The sequence below is a fragment of the Niveispirillum sp. FG148 genome (assembly GCF_057809655.1).
The window spans coordinates 238387-254386 of the sequence record NZ_JBMDKJ010000001.1; the positions used below are offsets into that span (position 1 = coordinate 238387).

General features: G+C 65.0%; 18 protein-coding genes. 9 read left to right on the top strand and 9 right to left on the bottom strand.

Translation table 11 applies throughout. The features are described from left to right. Positions 1–24: 24 nt before the first annotated feature. A complete protein-coding gene (flgG, locus tag ACODTW_RS00970; protein WP_488943994.1) occupies positions 25–810 on the bottom strand; it encodes a flagellar basal-body rod protein FlgG in 786 nt (261 codons plus the stop codon). A 25-nt stretch (positions 811–835) separates the two neighbouring features. Continuing rightward, on the bottom strand, positions 836–1558 hold the full coding sequence (flgF, locus tag ACODTW_RS00975) for a flagellar basal-body rod protein FlgF (RefSeq protein WP_488943995.1): 723 nt from the start codon (positions 1556–1558) through the stop codon (positions 836–838). Positions 1559–1704: 146 nt separating this feature from the next. Here flgF and ACODTW_RS00980 point away from each other — a divergent pair, with 146 nt between their 5' ends. After that, entirely contained in the window at positions 1705–2214 is a 510-nt protein-coding gene (locus ACODTW_RS00980) for a mismatch-specific DNA-glycosylase (RefSeq protein WP_488943996.1), read from the top strand. Positions 2215–2253: 39 nt separating this feature from the next. Next, the gene (fliN, locus tag ACODTW_RS00985; RefSeq protein ID WP_488943997.1) at positions 2254–2574 is read left to right on the top strand and encodes a flagellar motor switch protein FliN; all 321 of its coding nucleotides are present in this window, start codon (positions 2254–2256) and stop codon (positions 2572–2574) included. 261 nt (positions 2575–2835) lie between these two features. On the opposite strand, the gene ACODTW_RS00990 is transcribed toward fliN, so the two are convergent. Next, positions 2836–3534, bottom strand: a complete 699-nt coding sequence (locus tag ACODTW_RS00990; RefSeq protein WP_488943998.1) for a Crp/Fnr family transcriptional regulator — start codon at positions 3532–3534, stop codon at positions 2836–2838. A 103-nt stretch (positions 3535–3637) separates the two neighbouring features. On the opposite strand from ACODTW_RS00990, the gene ACODTW_RS00995 reads away from it, so the two are divergent. Next, positions 3638–4336 carry a DUF502 domain-containing protein gene (locus tag ACODTW_RS00995; RefSeq protein WP_488943999.1) on the top strand — a complete coding sequence of 233 codons (699 nt, stop codon included), beginning with the start codon at positions 3638–3640 and terminating at the stop codon, positions 4334–4336. Between the two features lie 126 nt (positions 4337–4462). Then, a complete protein-coding gene (locus tag ACODTW_RS01000; protein ID WP_488944000.1) occupies positions 4463–6469 on the top strand; it encodes a multicopper oxidase family protein in 2007 nt (668 codons plus the stop codon). 125 nt (positions 6470–6594) lie between these two features. Here the strand turns inward: ACODTW_RS01000 and ACODTW_RS01005 are convergent, their stop codons facing one another. Further along, positions 6595–6915 carry a hypothetical protein gene (locus tag ACODTW_RS01005; RefSeq protein WP_488944001.1) on the bottom strand — a complete coding sequence of 107 codons (321 nt, stop codon included), beginning with the start codon at positions 6913–6915 and terminating at the stop codon, positions 6595–6597. 237 nt (positions 6916–7152) lie between these two features. On the opposite strand from ACODTW_RS01005, the gene ubiT reads away from it, so the two are divergent. From ubiT to ubiV, 3 genes are read left to right on the top strand one after another with little or no spacing between them, the layout of a single operon-like run. Further along, positions 7153–7809, top strand: coding sequence for a ubiquinone anaerobic biosynthesis accessory factor UbiT (gene ubiT / locus ACODTW_RS01010; RefSeq protein WP_488944002.1), 657 nt, complete (start codon positions 7153–7155; stop codon positions 7807–7809). Continuing rightward, the gene (gene ubiU, locus ACODTW_RS01015; RefSeq protein WP_488944003.1) at positions 7806–8807 is read left to right on the top strand and encodes a ubiquinone anaerobic biosynthesis protein UbiU; all 1002 of its coding nucleotides are present in this window, start codon (positions 7806–7808) and stop codon (positions 8805–8807) included. The genes ubiT and ubiU overlap by 4 nt, the downstream gene beginning before the upstream one ends. Positions 8808–8818: 11 nt before the next feature. Then, positions 8819–9736 (top strand): ubiquinone anaerobic biosynthesis protein UbiV, encoded by a 918-nt coding sequence (ubiV, locus tag ACODTW_RS01020; protein ID WP_488944004.1) that lies wholly within the window; start codon positions 8819–8821, stop codon positions 9734–9736. Between the two features lie 70 nt (positions 9737–9806). Here the strand turns inward: ubiV and ACODTW_RS01025 are convergent, their stop codons facing one another. Beyond that, positions 9807–11003, bottom strand: a complete 1197-nt coding sequence (locus tag ACODTW_RS01025; protein ID WP_488944005.1) for a phosphoglycerate kinase — start codon at positions 11001–11003, stop codon at positions 9807–9809. A gap of 230 nt (positions 11004–11233) precedes the next feature. On the opposite strand from ACODTW_RS01025, the gene ACODTW_RS01030 reads away from it, so the two are divergent. Both ACODTW_RS01030 and ACODTW_RS01035 read left to right on the top strand, forming a co-directional pair. Then, the gene (locus ACODTW_RS01030; protein WP_488944006.1) at positions 11234–12817 is read left to right on the top strand and encodes a CYTH and CHAD domain-containing protein; all 1584 of its coding nucleotides are present in this window, start codon (positions 11234–11236) and stop codon (positions 12815–12817) included. A gap of 45 nt (positions 12818–12862) precedes the next feature. Continuing rightward, positions 12863–13480 (top strand): nucleotide-binding protein, encoded by a 618-nt coding sequence (locus tag ACODTW_RS01035; protein WP_488944007.1) that lies wholly within the window; start codon positions 12863–12865, stop codon positions 13478–13480. 11 nt (positions 13481–13491) lie between these two features. Here the strand turns inward: ACODTW_RS01035 and ACODTW_RS01040 are convergent, their stop codons facing one another. From ACODTW_RS01040 to ACODTW_RS01055, 4 genes are all read right to left on the bottom strand, one after another. After that, on the bottom strand, positions 13492–14832 hold the full coding sequence (locus ACODTW_RS01040; protein WP_488944008.1) for a ferredoxin reductase family protein: 1341 nt from the start codon (positions 14830–14832) through the stop codon (positions 13492–13494). A gap of 126 nt (positions 14833–14958) precedes the next feature. Then, entirely contained in the window at positions 14959–15363 is a 405-nt protein-coding gene (locus ACODTW_RS01045) for a hypothetical protein (RefSeq protein WP_488944009.1), read from the bottom strand. Further along, complete coding sequence (locus ACODTW_RS01050; protein ID WP_488944010.1) at positions 15363–15620, bottom strand: hypothetical protein; 258 nt, start codon at positions 15618–15620, stop codon at positions 15363–15365. The genes ACODTW_RS01045 and ACODTW_RS01050 overlap by 1 nt, the downstream gene beginning before the upstream one ends. Positions 15621–15630: 10 nt before the next feature. Then, positions 15631–15978 carry an ArsR/SmtB family transcription factor gene (locus tag ACODTW_RS01055; RefSeq protein WP_488944011.1) on the bottom strand — a complete coding sequence of 116 codons (348 nt, stop codon included), beginning with the start codon at positions 15976–15978 and terminating at the stop codon, positions 15631–15633. Between the last annotated feature and the right edge of the window lie 22 nt (positions 15979–16000).

The window sequence follows — 16000 nt, forward strand, 5'->3', positions numbered from 1 at the left end:
GGGCAAATTCAGCCGGGTGGGGGATCAGCGCAGCTGGCTGACCGACTGCATCATCTGGTCGGTGGTGGAGATGACGCGGGAATTCATTTCATAGGCGCGCTGGGCGGTGATCAGCTGGGTGATTTCCGAGACGATGTTGACGTTCGACGTTTCCACCGAACCCTGGATCACGCGGCCGAAGCCGGGGGCGCCGGGATTGCCGGTGATGGCCTGGCCGGACGCCGGGGTTTCCAGCAGCAGATTGTCGCCGATGGCTTCCAGGCCGGCATTGTTGGGGAAGGTGGCCAGCTGAAGCTGCCCGACATTCTGCGGCACGGTCTGGCCGTCGATCTTGGCCAGGACTTCACCATTGGGGTTCACGGTGATGTCGATGGTGTTCTGCGGAATGACGACGCCCGGCAGCACCTGATAACCGTCGGCCGTGACGATGGTGCCTTCGGCGTTCAGCTGCAGCGAGCCGGCGCGGGTATAGGCCGTTTCGCCGTTGGGCAGTTGCACCTGGAAATAACCATGGCCGTTGATGGCTAGGTCCAGCGTGTTGCCGGTCGGGTTGATGTTGCCCTGCTCGTTGATGCGATAGATGGCGGCGGCCTTGACGCCCGTGCCCACCTGGATGCCCGACGGGACGATGGTGCCGGCGTCAGAGGAGGTGGAACCGACGCGGCGCTGGTTCTGGTACAGCAGGTCCTGGAATTCGGCCCGCTGACGCTTGTAACCGGTCGTCGTCATGTTGGCGATGTTGTTGGAGATGGTTTCCACATTGAGCTGCTGAGCCAGCATGCCGGTGGCACCGATGGAGAGAGAGCGCATGGTTCCGATCCTTCTGACTGGCTAATTACTGAACGCGGGCGAGCTTGCCGATGGCGCCGCGGATGCGTTCATGTTCGGTATCGATCAGTTTCTGGACGCTTTGGTAGGTGCGCAGCACGTCGATCATCTGCGTCACTTCCACCACGCCCTGCACGTTGGAGCCTTCGATGGCGCCCTGCGTCACCTGCGGCTGCTCCACGGCAATTTCTGCCTGGGCGGTTTCGTAAAGCCCGCCACCCAGTTCCATCATCTTCTGCGGGTCGGCGAAGGTGACGACCTTCAGCTTGGCAACCTCACCGTTTTCGGTGCTGACCGTGCCGTCGCCGGCGATATGGATTTCGGTGGTGCCAGCCGGCATGATGATGCGCTGGTTATTGGCATCCAGCAGCGGCAGCCCCGAACGGTCGACCAGTTCGCGGTCGGCGTTCAACTGCAGGGCGCCACCACGGGTATAGCGGGGGCCAGAAATCGTTTCGATGGCAAAATAACCATCGGAACGCAAGGCAACATCCAGTTCATTGTTGGTCACCTGGATCGGGCCGACATCGACATTGCGCTGCAGACCGTAATCCTGGACGAAGCTCATGCGGTCGCCTTCGCGGTCCGGACGCTCCAGATATTCCAGAAACAGCATGCGCTGCGACTTGAAGCCGGTGGTGTTCATGTTGGCGATGTTGTTCGACACCACGTCCAGCTGGCGGCGCAGGGCTTCCTGGCGGGACAGCGTGATGTAGAGAGAGTTTTCCATCGCTTGGTTGACCTTCCGATGCGGTGGCCGATGTGGCCGTTGCTCGGGAAATCTATAAGCAATGGGCGTGCCAACTATGTGTGGTTGGCGGAAATCCGCCCTTTTCCGTTGCGCCGTCAGGGTGGTCGGCAAATAATGCCGCAACCATGATCCTGCCTGACATCCTGGCCCCCGGCCTCGCGCTCGTCCTCTGCGGTACCGCACCATCCCGCATCTCCGCGGCCAAGGGGGCCTACTATGCCAATCCCGGCAACGCCTTCTGGCCCACGCTGCGCCGGACGGGCATGGTCCCGCCGGATTTCGCGGTGGCGGACTTCCCCCGCCTGCCCGAATTCGGCCTGGGCCTGACGGATCTGAACAAGGTGGAGATCGGCAATGATGTCGACCTGACGCCGGACGGGTTCGACATTCCTGGGTTCATCACCAAGATGCGCGTTCACCGCCCAGCCGCCATCGCCTTTACCAGCAAGAATGGTGCCCGGCTGTTCCTGGGGCCGCGGTCGGTGCCGGCTTGGGGCCGGCAGGCGGCGGATTGGGAAGGCATTACGCTGTTCGTGCTGCCATCGCCATCCGGTCAGGCGCGGGCCAGCTTCGACCTGGGGCCCTGGCGGGAAGTGGCCGCCTTTGTCGCTGCAAGACGCGGGGCAAGCTGTTAGGATGGTCGAATAGCCAGATGTTTGATGGGGTCAGGGGCCATGCCCGATCAGGACGATATCGATGCGATGTTCGGTGAAATGGCCGGTGGTGCCGCTCCGGCCCGCCCGGCGTCCGACACGCAGGAGATTTCCGCCGTCTATGACACGGAAGTGGAGATGAGCGTCGTGCTGGGCACGTCCAACATCCGCGTGCGCGACCTGCTGAAGCTGGGCCGCGGCGCCATCGTGGAACTGGACCGCAAGATCGATGATCTGTCCGACATTGTCGTGTCGGGCCGCATGGTGGCGCGCGGCGAAGTGACGATCGTCGAGGACAAGATCGCTGTCACCTTCCGCGAATTCGCCCGCATCAATAATTGACACCCGGCCGTCGGCCGATCGGTATTTCAGGCAAAAAAAAGCCGGCTGCTGGGAAGCAGCCGGCAGAGATGAAGGGAGCCTCATAAGGAGGTAAAGTCCCTGACAGTTGCCCTAATGCAACGGTCAAGTCACTTCCTTATACTCCACCAGTGTGGGCTTTTGAAGCGCAAAAAGCGTGTCCGGATGACCACACACAAAAAACTTCACATTTTAAGCCAATGTGCAGGGCGCAGGTCTGCCCCCCCCCCGCTCGCGCCGGCCTCAGTCCCCGCGCACATCCTCGACCATCTCCTCCAGCCGGGCGAAATCGGGCATGATCAGGCTGTTGCCCTGACGGATGACGATATTGTCGCGGGCCAGATCGCTCATCACCCGGGCGACAGTCTCACGCGTGGTGGAGACGCGGCTGGCGATGTCGGAATGGATCGGAACAGGCGTAATCTCTGCGCTGCCGTCATCCTTCAGCCCGGTTTTGGCCAGGCGCAGCAGCTCTGCATGAACGCGGTTATTGGCGCCAAGCGTGGACAGGTCCATGATCCGGCCGGTGGAGGCGCGGACAATCTGGGTCAGACGGCGCATGACCATGGCGGCCACGGTGGGGTTGCGGGTCACCGTCTCCATGAACAGGCGTGGCGACATGAAGGCGACCAGCGTGTCGGTCAGCGCCACGATGCTGGCCGAGCGCGGCCCGCCGTCTATGGCCGACAATTCCCCCAGATAGCCACCGGTATCGATGTCATCAAAGGTGATCTCCCGGCCGGACAGTGAGTAATTCACCACCCGGACGCGGCCTTCGACGATCAGGCAGACATCGCGGCTGTCCGACGATCGGTCGACAATCTGTTCATGGGGATGGAAATGGCGCCAACTGCAATTGCGCGCAATGGCGGCCCTTTCATCGGGCGTCAAGGACTGCAACAGGTCAATCCGGTCGAGATTGGCGTTATGGGCGTCGCTCACGTCTGGCGTCCGAAGTTTGGTTTCGTCATTGGATGCTATATCTAGGCCGGGCGGACGCAAACCGCTACCGTTACGATTGAACGCTTTGATCCGGTGGGGAGTGATGATGACGGAAGACAAGGCGAAGGGCCGCCGCCGGCTACGTCTGTTCCAGGGGTTCCATCTGACCCTGGGCGCGCGGCTGAAGGCCTATCTTTTCACCGGTATCCTGATCACTGCGCCGATTTCCATCACGCTTTACCTGGCTTGGCTGGTGATTGATGGGGTGGACCGGCTGGTCGACACCGTCCTGCCCGTGCAATACCGGCCCGACCAGCTGCTGCCCTTCACCCTGCCGGGGCTGGGTCTGATCATTCTGCTGATCTTTCTGATCACGGTCGGCATGGTCTCAGCGGGCTTTGCTGGACGGCTCCTGGTTCGACTCGGCGAAGGGGTGGTGGCCCGGACGCCGGTCCTGCGCGGCATCTATTCGGCGACCAAGCAGATTTTCGAAACCGTGCTGGCCCAGCAATCAGATGCCTTCCGCGAAGTGGTGCTGGTGGAATTTCCCCGTACCGGCTGCTGGTCCATCGCCTTCGTCACCGGCACGACGCGCGGAGAGGTGGGACGCCTGCTGGCGGGACAGGTGGAAATGGTCAATGTCTTTGTGCCCACCACTCCCAACCCTACGTCCGGCTATCTGATGTTCGTGCCGCGTACCGATATCCGGCCGTTGACGATGAGTGTGGAGGACGGGTTGAAGATGGTGGTTTCCGGCGGGCTGGTCATGCCGCCGGACCCCGTGCCAGCGCCGGCCGTGTGACTACGGGATTATGCATCAAGAGCGTGTATTTATGATAATGCTGTTCCAACTAAGATTGTGAATTGCGCGCTGAACTGTTGCGTGGTCATAGTACCAATCTTGCTTTCCGAGATTGGGGGAAACCATATGCAACGGGAACGGAACTGGCGCCGCACGGGTGCTGCCCTGGCCGGTCTGATGATGGTGGCAGGTTGCGGCACGGCCACCGCGCAGAAGGGCCCGCCCGTACGGGAACTGGTGGCGCCATCGGTGCTGAAGCCGCAGGGGCAGGAAGCGCGGGACGAAAAAAGCCCGAAAGGCTACAATCTGTTGAGCCTGGGCGCGCTGGGGACGGCGATCAAGGAAGGCAAAGAGCTGCATTACGTCCTGCCGATCCAGTACAATTCGGGCAAGATCTACAACCCGGCCACGGGCAAGGATGACCCGGTCACGTTGCGGTCCTATGGCAACGCCTTCCTGGCGCCGACCATCGTCATGAATCCGGGCCAGACGGTGCGCATCTCGCTGATCAACAAGCTGGATCCGCAGCCGGGCTGCGGGCTTTATCCGAATACCGAACAGCCGCTGCCCATCAATCAGCCGCACTGCTCCAACGACACCAACCTGCATAGCCACGGGCTGTGGGTCTCCCCCACCGGCAACAGCGACAATGTGTTGTTGAACCTGAAGCCGGGCGTGCAGTTCCAGTATGAATATAACGTGCCGGAGGACCATCCGGCCGGCACCTTCTGGTATCACCCGCACAAGCATGGATCGACATCCATGCAGGTGGGCAGCGGCATGGCGGGCGCGCTGGTGGTCAAGGGATCGCGCCCCCCCACGGCCGTGACCAATGGTGATCTGGATACGCTGCTGGCCCCCTTCGCACCGCCTGGCGGTGCTGAGCAGGAGGTGATGCTGATCCAGCAGATCCCCTACGCCTGCTTTGACGATCAGGGGAATATCGAGAAATTGACGGATTCCAACGGCAAGGTCATCCGCTGGATCTGCAAGGACGGGCAGATCGGCAAGGTCGAGAATTTCGCCGAGCAGTTTGCCTTTTCCGCCTGGAAGGAATCCGGCCGTTACACCATGTTCAACGGCATCGTCCGCGGCACGGAGAAGGTGGAACCTGGCCGCATCTACCGCTGGCGCCTGATCCATGCGGGGGTGGAGGAGACGATCAATCTGCGTATCCGCAAGGTCGGCAACCCGACAAAGCTGCGGTCCAACGTGGCCGACGCCAAGGAACAGGCCGCCGAAGTGAAGGCTGCCTGCACGGGCGTCGACGTGACACAGTATGAGGTGGCGACCGACGGCCTGACCCGCCCGTCGATCTACGCCAAGAGCGTCAACAACCTGCAGCCTGGTTACCGCAGCGACGTGCTGTTCGTTCTGCCGGAGGCGGGCGATTACTGTGTCTATGACGATGGCGGCGGGGAACAGATCGTCAGCGACGACAATCCCAAGATCATCGGCTTCCTGCATGCCGAGGGTACGGCCAAGGTGGCCGACACCACGGCCTTCGTGACGCAGCAGCTGCTGGCATCGGCGGACAGCCTGCCCGAGCCGGTGCGGGCCATGGTCAAGGGGGATCTGAACAACGATCTGAAACTGACCAAATATGTTCCCCACCAGGATATCAGCGACGCTGAGCTGGCATTGTACAAGCAGCCGGTCGTGAAGATTCAGTTCAACCTGATCCCCGGTTCCGGCACGACGCCGACCCTGTTTCTGATTAACGGCAAGGAATACGATCCGGAGGTCATGAACCAGACCCTGGTGCTGGGCACGGCGCAGGAATGGAAGATCAGCTCGCTGAATGTCAGCCACCCCTTCCATATCCACGTCAATCCGTTCGAAGTGGTGAGCATCCGCAAGCAGCGGTCCGATGGGACGGAGGGGGAAGAGGTCGATACCGGCATCTATGCCGGCATGAAGGGCACTTGGCGCGACACGATCATGACGGCGGACAAGGTCGGGGTGAGCAAGGACCCGGTCGTCATCACCCTGCGCACCCGGTACAACCGCTATATCGGCCAATATGTCCTGCACTGCCACATCCTGGATCATGAGGACCAGGGCATGATGCAGAATGTGCAGATCGTGCTGCCCGATGCCGACGGCAAGGCCATGCCGCAGGGCCATCATTGACGCAAATGAAACCCACCGGCCCGGACCAAAGCCGGGCCGGTGGGGCCTCTGTCAGGACAAGTGTATGATACCACAGCCGGAAAGTGCCGACCACAGGTCGGGACTTTCCGGTATTCGTATAAGATCTATCCGCGGCGGTGCTTGGCGCTGTCGGCCCGGACGGGAACGGGCTGCCGGGTGGCGATCCGCTGCACGCGGATGCGATGCCCGCCCACGGGTTCGTCATCGTCCTTCTGCAGCATGACGGCGAAGCCGATCTGCAGGCTGCCGATGGTCAGGCCCGTCAGGAAGCAGAAGACCGCCAGACCCAGCCAACCCATAGGGGTGGCCATGGCAAGGCTGCGCAGATGCAACGCGTCGGTGGCGACGACGATGGCAGCGATGGTAACGCCCAGCGCAAAGCCGATGGCGGCATGGCGCAGCATGAAACGGATCAGGGGCGGCATGGCAATCCTCCGGTCGAAGCCGATGACATGAGAGTGTCATCATCCGGGGACAAGGCCAAGCGCTGTCCTGTCGCACCCGCCGGGTGCATCGGGATAGGCGCCGGTTGATCTGCCGCAAAGAAGGGCGCGCGGAAACCCTTATGCTGCGGACCTCCGTCATCGGCCCCGGTGGAACCGCATGGAAACCCGTCTCCCGCGCCTACGCATCTGTCACTCCCGCTGCAGGCGGGGGTGGGCATGAGCCTGGATGCCAGCCGCCCGGCCCCCTTCGGCGCGCTTGTGCTGACGGTCCCGGCCTTCGACCTGGTGCCGCCGGCCCTCATGGCGCCCTTCCTGTCGGCGGCCCTGCGCGCCATGATCCGCTGCCATCCGGAGATATTCCGCCGACTGGAGACGTTGGGCGAGGCGGATTTCCTGATCGATCCCATCGACCTGCCCGTCTGGTTCCGGCTGCGGCCGGCGGGGGCGGCCCCCAGCCTGACCCTGCATCGCGGATCGCTGCCGGACACCGGCTGGACGGCGGCCCTGCGGGCACCGTTCTGGACCCTGATCGACCTGCTGGAAGGTCGGCTGGATGGTGATGCGGCCTTTTTCGGCCGCGACATCGCCATCGAGGGCGATATGGAGGCGGTGCTGACCCTGCGCAACGCGCTGGAGGAGGGGGAGGTGCGGGTGCTGGCCGATCTTCTGCCCCTGCTGGGCCCCGTCGCCGGTCCCGTCCGCCACCTGCTGGATCGCGCCCTGCCGCTAGCCACCCGCATGGAGGGGCGGCTGCGGGCGCTGCAGGCATCGCTGCTGCACCCGCATATGGACCGGCTGTCGGGGCTGGAAGGTGAGATCGCCGATCTGCGCGCGCAGATGCGCGACAGGTTCCGTAAAGGAAGACAATCATGATGCCCGTGCCCAAACCCCTGACGCTGGTCTGCCCCGCCGGCACGCCCGCAGCATTGGAGGCGGCCCTGGTGGCCGGCGCCGATACCGTCTATTGCGGTTTCCGTGACGAAACCAATGCCCGCAATTTTCCGGGCCTGAACTTCTCCCGCGCGGAGATGAAGAGTGCCATCGCCGCCGCCCATGGTGTGGGGCGAGAACTGTACGTCGCCATCAACACCTTCCCCCGCGCCGGGGCCATGGGCGCCTGGCTGCGCGCCATGGAGGATGCGGCGGCGTTGGGGGCGGATGCGATCATCCTGGCCGATCTGGGCCTGATGGCGGAGGCGGCGCGTCGCCTGCCGGGCCAGCGCATCCATCTGTCGGTGCAGGCCGCCGCCTCCACGCCGGAGGCGATCCGCTTCTATCAGGAAGCGTTCGGCGTGCAGCGCGTGGTGCTGCCGCGCGTGCTGACCCTGAAGGAGATTGCCGCCATCAATCAGGAGATCAATGTGGAGACGGAGGTCTTCGCCTTTGGCGGCATGTGCGTGATGGCGGAGGGGCGGTGCCACCTGTCCTCCTATGTCACGGGACAATCGCCCAACAGCCATGGCGTCTGCTCCCCCGCCTCCCATGTCCGCTATGAACAGCGCGGCGGGGCCATGCTGTCGCGGCTGGGGGATGTGACCATCGACCGGTTCAGGCAGGGGGAGGCGGCGGGATACCCGACCCTGTGCAAGGGACGGTTCGAGGCGAACAACCGCCTGTCACACCTGTTCGAGGACCCGGTGTCCCTGAATGTGCTGGAGCAGATCCCGGACCTGATGGCGGCCGGCGTGTCGGCGCTGAAGATCGAGGGGCGGCAGCGGGGCAAGGCCTATGTCGCCCGCGTCGTCGCCGAATTCCGTGCGGCCGTGGATGCGGCGGCGGCGGGCATGCCGATCCGGGCCGGAGAGGCGTTGCTGGCACAGACGGAAGGGCGCCGGTCCACAGCCGGTGCCTATGACCGCGGCTGGCGGTGAGGAGAGAAGCGATGCATGCGACCGGATTGACCCTGGGGCCGGTTCTGTTCAACTGGTCCCCGGACCGCCTGCGCGATTTCTATGCCCGCATCGCCGACGAGGCGCCGGTGGATACAGTCGTGCTGGGCGAGGTGGTCTGTTCCAAGCGCCCGCCGGCCGTGGAGGTACTGGCCGGGGCCGTGGACCGGCTGACGCGGGCCGGCAAGCAGGTGCTGACCGCCACCCTGGCCCTGGTCATGCAGCCGCGGGAACGGCAGAGCCTGCGTGACCAGACAGCCCAGGACGATCTGCTGGTGGAGGCCAATGACGCCACAGCCCTGTCGCTGCTGGGCGGGCGGGCACACGCCGTGGGACCGCATGTCAGCATCTATAACGAGGCGGCTTTGGCTGTGCTGGCCCAACGCGGGGCCGTGCGGGCGTGTCTGGGGCCGGAACTGCCGTTTGACACGGTGGCGACCCTGGCCCGTGCCGCCCGCACCTTGCCGGGACTGGCGCTGGAGGTGCTGGCCTTCGGGCGTCTGCCGCTGGCCATATCGGCCCGCTGCTATCATGCGCGGGCGCACCAGCTGCAGAAGGATGGCTGCCAGTTCGTCTGCGCCCGCGATCCCGATGGGCTGGAGGTGGATACGATCGACGGCCAGTCCTTTCTGGCCGTGAACGGGGTGCAGGTGCTGAGCGGCACCCATGCCAACCTTCTGTCGGACCTGCCGGCCCTGGCCCAGGCGGGCGTGAGCAGCTTCCGCCTGTCGCCGCATAGCGGGGACATGGTGGCGACGGCGCAGCTGTTCCGTGATGTGCTGGACGGGCGGATGGACAGCACCGCCGCGCAGGGTGAACTGGCCGACCTTCACCCCGACGCCCGCTTTGCCAACGGCTTCCTGCATGGGCGGCATGGAAGGCAATGGCAGCAGGGGGCGCTGGAGGAATGAAAAAGGCCCGCGCCGCAGGGGATGCGGCGCGGGCCTTCATCTTTGGGACGGTTGGGCCGCCCCGCAATCGTCAGGCGTGCTTTTCCAGGGCGGCGACGCCCGGCAGCACCTTGCCTTCCAGCCATTCCAGGAAGGCGCCGCCTGCCGTGGAAACATAGGAGAAGCGGGCGGCCACACCGGCATGTTCCAGGGCCGCCACCGTGTCCCCACCGCCGGCGACCGACAGCAGCTTGCCTTGTGCGGTCAGGTTGGCAGCCGTGGCGGCCACGGCGTTGGTGGCGCTGTCGAACGGCACCAGTTCGAAGGCGCCGAACGGGCCGTTCCAGACCAGGGTCTTGGCACCCGCCAGCTTCTGGCCCACCAGTTCGACGGTGGCCGGGCCGGCATCCAGCATCATCTCGCCATCCTGGATATCGGTGACGGCGGTGGTGCGGTGGTCGGCATTGGCCTTGAATTCACGGGCCATCAGCCCGTCGACGGGCAGCACGATCTCGCACCCGCCGGCGGCCGCCTTTTCCATGATGGCGCGGGCCTGGTCGGCCATGTCGCGCTCGCACAGGGACGAACCCACCGGCACACCCTTGGCGAACAGGAAGGTGTTGGCCATGCCGCCGCCCAGGATCAGGATGTCGACCTTCGACACCATGTTCAGCAGCAGGTCCAGCTTGGTGGAGATCTTGGCGCCACCGACGACGGCGGCCACGGGGCGTTCCGGGGCGGCCAGCGCCTTGCCCAGCGCTTCCAGTTCCGCCTGCATCAACCGGCCGGCGGCGCTGGGAAGCAGATGCGCGATGCCTTCGGTGGAGGCGTGCGCACGGTGGGCCGACGAAAAGGCGTCGTTGACATAGATGTCGCCCAGGGCCGCCATGGCCTTGGCCAGATCGGCGTCGTTCTTTTCCTCACCTGCATGGAAGCGGGTATTTTCCAGGATCAGCACGCCGCCGGCCGGCAGGGCCGCGATGGCGGATGCGGCCTTTTCGCCCACGCAATCCTCGGCAAAGGCGACGGGGGCGCCCAGGGCCTTTTCCACGGAAGGCACCACCTGGCGCAGGCTGTTCTTCGTGTCGGGGCCGTTCTTGGGCCGGCCGAAATGCGACATGACGACGACCTTGGCGCCCTTGGCGGCAATTTCCTTCAGCGTCGGCACCAGACGGTCGATGCGCGTCGTGTCGGTGACCTGGCCGTCGGCCACGGGCACGTTCAGGTCGGCACGGACCAGGACGGTCTTGCCCGAAACATCGATGGTGTCGAGGGTCTGGAAGCGCATGGAGAAGGTTCCCGTCTGAAAGGAAGTGGCATCGGCTACCGGGGGCGAAAGAAACACCATTGCCCGCCCGCTTTCAACAACTCCTCCCGACCGGGCGGCAATGGGGGAGTTGCAAAAAAATCGCCGCCCGCGATAGACACGCCTTCACGGAATTGTCATCGTTGGTGCTGGAACGGCCGGAATGCGGGGCGAATCGCCCGTCCGGCTGCGTTTGGTCATGGTTACGGTGTATGATGTCCGGTCAGGAGATTGAGCTGAAACTGGCGGTGGCCCCATCCGATATGGATCGGTTGCGTGGTCTGTCCTGCCTTTCGGCGACCATCGCCAAGCCGTCGGTCAAATCGCTCGACAGCATCTATTTCGATACGGAGGACCGGCGCCTGTCCGCAGCCGGCCTGTCGCTGCGCGTACGGCGCACGGGCGCCAAACTGGTGCAGACCCTGAAATCGGCGCCTGTGGCCGGCGCCGGCGCGCTGGTGCGCGGGGAATGGGAGGTGGAGGTGGCGCATCCGCGCCCCGACCTGTCGCTGCTGCCCGATGCCACGGCGCTGGACGCGGTGGACGGGCTGTCGAACGACGATCTGGTGCCCGTGTTCGAAACGCGCATCCGCCGCCAGATCCGCAAATTGTCGCCCCAGCCCGGCATCGTGGTGGAAGTGGCCCTGGATCAGGGGGAGATCGTGGCCCCCGGCGGCGTGACCCTGCCCGTGCATGAAGCGGAACTGGAACTGCTGGAGGGCGCGGATACGGCCGTGCTGTATGACTTGGCCCGCGCCATCCATGCCGAGGTGCCGGTGCGGCTGGAGATGGAGACGAAGTCGGCGCGCGGCTATGCGCTGTCGTCCGGCGCCGGTCCCGTCAGCGCCAAGGCGCCCAAGCTGATGCTGGAGCCTGACGCGACGGTGGAGGAGGCGCTGTCCGCCATCGTCCGTCATTGCCTGGGCCATCTGATGGCGAATGAGGCGGTGACGCGCCTGGGCCAGGACCCGGAGGGCGTGCATCAGATGCGCGTGGCGCTGCGCCGCCTGCGCTCCACCCTGCAGATATTCCGGCCCTTCATCCCGGTCGAACAGATGGATGATCTGGGCCCCCGCGTGAAGGCGCTGGCCGATGCGCTGGGTCCGGCCAGGGAATGGGACGTGTTCCTGGGCGAATTGCTGCCGCCGGTGTCGCAGGCGCTGCCGGGCCACCCCGGTCTGGCCCCGCTGGAAGCGGCGGCCCGTGCCGCGCGCGACCGCGCCTATGCCGGCGTGCGGACGGCCCTGTCCGATCCTGGCCATACGGGCCTGTTGCTGGATCTGGCCGCCTGGGTCGATGGCCGTGGCTGGCGCAACCAGCCGGTCAGTGAGCAGTCGACCCTGCTGCTGTCGCCCGTGATGGAGATGGCGGGCACGCTGCTGGGCAAGCGCCACCGTACGGCGCGCAAGCGGGGGCGCGGCTTTGCCCGGCTGGCGCCGGCACCGCGCCACGAACTGCGCATCGCCCTGAAGAAGCTGCGCTATGCCGCCGATTTCTTCCGGTCGCTGTATGAGGGCAAGGCGCTGCGCCGCTTCCTGGAGGAACTGTCATCCCTGCAGGACCATCTGGGTCATTTGCAGGATGTGGCAACGGTTGACAAGCTGGTGGTTGAACTGGAGCGCCAGGCCGGCGCCACCCTGCCGCCGGCCTGGCGCCTGGGCGCGGGGCTGGTGGCGGGCTGGCACGCCCGTGGCCTGCACGACCTGGAAGATGATATCGTCGCCGACTGGCACCGCTTCACCGACGTCAAGCCCTTCTGGCAGGAAGCGACCGCGGAGGAGGAGGGGGAGCGCTGATCAGGCGCGCACCCATCCCGTCCCACCCGATCCAAGGAAACATTCATGCGCACGGTACTGGTCAGCAACATCAAGGGCGGCGTCGGCAAGACGACCATCGCCACGCATCTGGCCGCGTCCTTTGCTACGGGCGGGCACAAGACGGTGCTGGCTGATGTCGACCGTCAGCGTTCCTCCCTGGGCTGGCTGCAATCGCGGCCGGACGTGGCGGCCCCCATCCAGGGGCTGGATTGGGTGAAGGAGATTGGCAAGGCCCCGTCCGGCACGGGCCGCCTGGTCATTGACGCGCCCGCAGCCATGCGGCCCAAGGATGTGGAGGAACTGGTGCGGCTGGCCGATGTCGTCGTCCTGCCCGTTCTGCCCGGTGCGTTTGATGAGGCGGCGACCGCCCGTTTCCTGGAAAAGCTGGAAGAGGTGAAGGCCATCGCCAAGGCCAAGGTGCCCGTCGCCATTGTCGGCAACCGGTTGCGCGCCCGCACCAAGGCGGCGGACCGGCTGGACGCCTTCCTGGAAGGGGTGGGGCATCAGGTGGTGGCCCGCCTGCGCGACAGCCAGCTTTACCCCGATCTGGCGGCGGAGGGGCTGACCCTTTTCGACCAGAAGGTCAAGCGCGCGGCCGACCTGAAGGCCGACTGGGAACCGCTGCTGGCCTTCGTGGGCTGAGGCCGCCGTCCTTATCGCATCTCGAACAGTTCCCGGTGGAAATGCGCATCGACATCCAGGCCCTGATCGCCGAAATCCCGACATAAGGCGGCACCAAAAGCCGACGGGCCGCAGAACCAGAAGCTGGCATCCTTCCAATCCGGCACTGCGGCGCGGATACCGGGGGCCGTCAACCGCCCATCCCTGGGGCTGTGGATGACGTGCAGCCGCACGCCTGCTGCCGTCGCATCCGCTGTCAGGCGGGCGATGGCGTTCTCGTCCAGGTCGGTGGTCGGATGGAAGAAATCGATAGGGATCGTCGCCCCGCCTTCGGCCGCCAGTTGCTGCATGCGGGCGATGAAGGGGGTGACGCCGATGCCGGCCCCGATCCAGATCTGGCGCGGGCGGCCATCATCGAAGGTGAAGCGGCCATAGGGCCCTTCCAGCATCACCATCTGTCCGATGCGCAGCCGATCGCGCAGGCGGCTGGTATGGTCGCCCAGTTCCTTGATGACGAAGCGGATGACGGGCTGGGCCGGGTTCCAGGCCGATGCGATCGTGTAGGGATGCGGCCCCTCGGCCGGGTTGGACATGGCAAAGGCGAATTGCCCGGCCCGGTGGCCCGGCCAGCCTTCGGCCGGCACCGTGACCTCGGCCACCAGAACCTTGACGCCCGGGAAATAGTCCAGCGCCGTCAGCGTGCCTTCCACCTTGCGATCAGCGGCAACACTGCGGAACAGCACGATCACGGCCGCCGCGACGCCCGGCACCAGCATCAGGGCCGTGACCAGTCCCAGCGGCGTCGTCCAATAGGCGAATTTGACCAGCACAATGGTGTGGAAGGCCAGTACCAGATAGGCCAGGGCGATCAGCCGGTGGGTCTTCTGGAACCAGCGATAGGGAAACCACTTGACCAGGGCCAGCACCATCAGGGCCGCGGCGGCGTAGAAGGCCCATTCCCCCACCTCCTCCGCCAGGCCGCGCAGGCCGGACAGGGTCTGTTCGATGGGGTTCTCGATGGCGGGGCGAGGGCCGCGCTGCGGCCGTTCCAACAGGCCCCAGCCCACGGCCCAGCGAGGCCCCTTGGCCCACAGGAAATGGATGACCGACAGGGTCAGGGCCGTGATGCCCAGCCATTTATGCAGCCGGTACATCTTGTCCAGCCCGCCGAACCAGCCCTCCGGCAGGCGCGGGCGCATGGCCAGGATCATGGCCATGCTCATCGCCCCAAAGGCAATGACACCGGTCAGCTGCATCATGTTGGTGCGCAGGGGGAAGATGCCGGATGTGGTCAGCGCAGTCGGCTCCGCCACCAGCCACAGCAGCACCAGTAGGGCCAGAAAACCCCATAAAGTCAAAGTGATCCTGCGCATGATGACCTCGCCACTGCCATCCCGATCGATCGGGTTCCGGATTGATGCTCCACCTTTATTCGCACTGGTCACAAGGCGGTTTCAGTCAATCCTGACATCCGGCAGGGTTTCAGTCATTGAGGCGTATCAAGCCCTGCGCCACGGTTCGGCAGCACCACGCAGATAGCGGCGCCAGACATGGTCCCAGGGCATGGCCAGCAGGATGATCACCACCAGCCCGACAGGGAACAGGTTGGCTTCCACACCGGGGTCCATGTTTCCGGACAGGGCCTGGGGCAGGGCGACACGGGCCAGCCAGATCAGTTTCCAGGTCATTTCCCAGAACAGCAGCGGCAGCATGCGCAGCGGCTGGAACAGCCCCAGCACGGCCAGCAGCGCCATGGCGCCCAGCATGCAGGTGACTACGCCCTGCATCAGTTCCCATTCCCGGCCGGAATCCAGGATCTGAGACCAGTTCAGCCAGCCGGACCCGACAGCCATCAGCAGATAGACGGCGCGCAGCAGGTTCAGGCGCCAGGGGGCGATGTCCATCAGCCAACCTCCTTAAGGATCTTTTCGATACCGGAAAGACTGGATCGGACGGCGGCCAGATCGGCCTGCAGGGCGGTGATGGCGTCGGCCTGCTGCTGGTTGGCGGCCACGGCCCGCTCGGCCAGGATGCGATAGGCGTCGGTTTCCGCCACCTGCGCCCGGGACCGGGCCAGGTTCGACAGGTATCTCAGGGCGCCCAGGACCACGACGGTGCCCAGGAACGCAAAGATGGTCACAAGATAGATCGGCTCTGACATGGTGGTCCTGTCACTCCTTGGGCGTGTCGCCGGGGACGGAAAGGGTGGCGGCCGCCAGACGGATGCTGTCGGCCGAGATATCGAGGTGGAAGGGCAGAATCTCGAAGTAATTCAGTGCTTTGCCGTCGTCCGACAGCTCCAGGCGGCTGGTCACCAGACCCGCTTCCTGCAACTTGGCCAGATGCAGGTGCAGCAGCGGGCGGCTGATCCCCAGGTCACGGGCCAACTGGCTGACATAGTTGCGTCCGCCGGCCGCCAGCAGTGCCACGATGCGCAGCCGATGCGGATTGGCCAACGCCGCCAGGGTCAGCAGCAAGGCATCCCCCGTGGGGGGCGTTGGGTTGATGTTGTCTTTCATGTGTAAGGAATTTCTTACATAT